The sequence below is a fragment of the Salinivibrio sp. MA427 genome, assembly GCF_001996115.1.
Classification (GTDB): Bacteria; Pseudomonadota; Gammaproteobacteria; order Enterobacterales; family Vibrionaceae; genus Salinivibrio; species Salinivibrio costicola.
The window spans coordinates 1-2,953 of record NZ_MUFH01000295.1; the positions used below are offsets into that span (position 1 = coordinate 1).

Consider the following 2,953-nt stretch of genomic DNA (forward strand, 5'->3'; position numbering starts at 1 on the left):
ATCCAGATGCCGCGCGAGACTACGCACGTCAACTTAAGCAATTACGTGAAACCTTAAGTGAGGATCTCGAAGTTGTCATGCGGGTTTATTTTGAAAAACCACGCACTACCGTTGGATGGAAAGGTCTGATTAATGACCCTTATTTGGACAATAGTTTTAAAATTAATGATGGCTTACGCTTAGGGCGCAAACTGCTCCTCGATATCGCCGATACTGGCTTACCTGCAGCGGGTGAGTTTCTCGATATGATTACCCCACAATATATGGCGGATTTGATTAGCTGGGGAGCAATCGGGGCGCGAACGACAGAATCTCAGGTGCATCGTGAGCTAGCGTCAGGCCTGTCTTGTCCGGTGGGGTTTAAAAATGGAACGGATGGCAATATAAAAATTGCCACGGATGCGATTCGCTCTGCCAGTGCCCCTCATCAATTCCTGTCTGTGACCAAGTATGGCCATTCAGCCATTGTCGCGACGGCCGGTAATGAGGACTGCCATTTGATTTTACGCGGGGGCAAAGTGCCAAATTACAGTGCCGGAGACGTGGATCAGATTTGCAGCGCGTTGACGGGCGCGGGACTGCGTCAAAAAGTAATGATAGATTTAAGTCATGCAAACAGCAGCAAACAGTATCAAAAACAAAAAGACGTCTGTGAAGATATCGCGGGCCAAATCGCCGCTGGAAATCAGGCGATTTTCGGTGTGATGATTGAAAGCCACCTGGTCGAAGGTCGACAAGATTTAACGGATGGTCAGTCGCTTACCTATGGTCAAAGCATCACAGACGGCTGCATTGGTTGGGATGATACCGAGAAGGCACTACACCAGTTGGCAGCAGCTGTTCGAGCGCGTCGAGAAAAAGCGGCTCGTCTTAGTGAGTCTGCCTAATTGGTTTGTTCGCCGAGGAAAAATGTTCGTCGATAAAAAAAGCCCCCAGCGTTTGGGGGCTTACTCTTAACGACCAAGGTTAGCGGCTAGCGCTAGCCGTCTCTATCTCTTTATTTTTGAAAAATCGCTTGGAATTCGCGTTTCAAGCCCGGCTTTAAGCGTGCTTGTTTAAGCTGTTTAGCTAAATCTTTGACACAAGAGCTAAGTACATCGTCGAGCACTTGGGCTTTGTAGTTTTCTTTCGCTTCGTCAGACATATCACTTAAGTCGACTTTCTCGAGTTCGCTCAGCGCATCGATACCTGCATAACTTTGGCTAATCGCAACAAGCGCATGAAATTGGTCATAGTTATCGAGAATATTTTGTGCGCTGGCAGGCAGTATTTCCCACGCTTCTTTGACACTTGAACTAGAAGCATCATGGACAGATGCGATCATTGCGTACATGGCCTCAGGCGCTTGCTCATAGCGAATCACGCACTGCAGCTCTGGGGAGAAGCTTTCAAAACTGACTTGTGTTGGGTTTGCATCGGGATCAGACATACACCGATTCTCCTTATGATTTTTTAGATGAGGAAGAGCGTGTTTTATGATCGGTGTGGTGCGCGTCCGGATCCTGTTTGGTCTCAGCACGATTCTGTTCAGGCAGTGGGACAACGGTATCCGTTAACAAGGTAGCTCGGTTTTCGCCGGCGAGTAGGCCGCCTTTTTCAATGGTTAATTGTTCGGTGTTAAGTACGCCTTTCATTTTTCCTTGTGAAAGGATATCGATGGCATCGGCATCACACTGACCTTCGATTAACCCATTGATAGTGATATGTTTAGCGTGAATGGTACCGCGAAAATGGCCAGAAGCAGAAATAACAACAGCATTGGCTTGAGTAATATTTCCCTCTCCAAACCCATCAATTTGAATGTCACCTTCAAGATCGATATCACCCACCACTTTGCAGTTTTTGGCAATGATAGATAACCCATGATTTGGATGAGATTTTGAACTAAACAGGCCCATGTCGTGCTCTCCACATACTTCATTTCGTCAAAGTATACCATTAGCCACGCTTTGATGGAGGATGATCGGCGGATAAGCGCGTGATAAAGATGTGATCCCGCTACCAGTATTCGGGGTTGCTGAGTGGCTCGTGTGTTCCCTAAGGCAGTGAACAGCGATTGCTTGCATCACCGTCAATTGATATAAAGCCAATCATTTAGCCGAATAGAGACATCAACTATGTCCATCTCTACTATGTCAATACAGCTTTCCCCATACCAACAGCGTGTTATTGGCTGCTTGCTTGAAAAAGAAGTCACGACGCCAGATCACTATCCGCTGACTTTAAATGCGCTGACCACCGCAGTGAATCAGAAAAGCAATCGCGATCCTGTTTACGATATGTCGGACTCAGACGTGCTGGATGTTATCCATCAGTTGGAAGAAGCAAGGCTTGTCAGCCCGCAAGAGGGGAGCGGAAGTCGTGTGACAAAATACCAGCATCGGTTTTGTAACACGACATTTGGTGACTTGACGTTTAGTGAACAGCAAAAAGCCATTATTTGTGTACTGTTACTGCGTGGCGCGCAAACACCCGGAGAACTAAGAACTCGAACGCAACGTTTGTGCGCCTTTGATGGCATGGCGGTCGTCGAAGCAACACTGACAAGCATGGTTGAGCAACAGTGGGTGCAAAAATTACCCCGTGAAGCGGGTAAGCGAGAATCACGGTACAGGCATTTGTTTACCGATGCGTCGATTGATTCGTTGATGCATTCAGAGGATGAATCAGAAGCGGTTGGCGCGTCTGATAACGTCTCCCTTTCTCAACGTGTCACGGTACTCGAGCAAGAGGTATCAGAGCTACGTCAACTGTTAGGTACACTGTTGGGGCAGTAATTGAGCATGGACACGCCTTGGTTTGTGTATTTGATTCGAACGCGTCAAGGCCACTTGTATTGCGGTGTTACCACTAACGTTTCTCGTCGTTTCGCACAGCATTCAGCCGGAAAAGGCGCCCGAGCATTGCGAGGTAAAGGTCCACTATTATTGGCGTGGCAGTCAGAGCCCATGGA

5 protein-coding genes are annotated in these 2,953 nt (G+C 47.7%); 3 read left to right on the forward strand and 2 right to left on the reverse strand.

All coding sequences use genetic code 11. The annotated features are described in order from the left end of the window. Nucleotides 1–887: 3-deoxy-7-phosphoheptulonate synthase (locus tag BZG79_RS13480; protein ID WP_077774658.1), on the forward strand; the 887-nt coding region annotated here is incomplete at its 5' end. 110 nt (nt 888–997) lie between these two features. On the opposite strand, the gene BZG79_RS13485 is transcribed toward BZG79_RS13480, so the two are convergent. Then, the gene (locus tag BZG79_RS13485) at nt 998–1,429 is read right to left on the reverse strand and encodes a DUF3069 domain-containing protein (protein ID WP_077774659.1); all 432 of its coding nucleotides are present in this window, start codon (nt 1,427–1,429) and stop codon (nt 998–1,000) included. A 13-nt stretch (nt 1,430–1,442) separates the two neighbouring features. Further along, nucleotides 1,443–1,898, reverse strand: a complete 456-nt coding sequence (locus BZG79_RS13490) for a polymer-forming cytoskeletal protein (protein WP_077661612.1) — start codon at nt 1,896–1,898, stop codon at nt 1,443–1,445. 234 nt (nt 1,899–2,132) lie between these two features. Here BZG79_RS13490 and BZG79_RS13495 point away from each other — a divergent pair, with 234 nt between their 5' ends. Then, a complete protein-coding gene (locus tag BZG79_RS13495; protein WP_077774660.1) occupies nt 2,133–2,777 on the forward strand; it encodes a DUF480 domain-containing protein in 645 nt (214 codons plus the stop codon). Nucleotides 2,778–2,783: 6 nt separating this feature from the next. Then, nucleotides 2,784–2,953: GIY-YIG nuclease family protein (locus tag BZG79_RS13500; protein ID WP_199877882.1), on the forward strand; the 170-nt coding region annotated here is incomplete at its 3' end.

Excerpts from the sequence above, each read along its gene's own strand:
- BZG79_RS13485 (WP_077774659.1), bottom strand. The coding sequence starts at position 1,429 with ATGTCTGATCCCGATGCAAACCCAACACAAGTCAGTTTTGAAAGCTTC.
- BZG79_RS13495 (WP_077774660.1), top strand. The coding sequence starts at position 2,133 with ATGTCAATACAGCTTTCCCCATACCAACAGCGTGTTATTGGCTGCTTG.
- BZG79_RS13490 (WP_077661612.1), bottom strand. The coding sequence starts at position 1,898 with ATGGGCCTGTTTAGTTCAAAATCTCATCCAAATCATGGGTTATCTATC.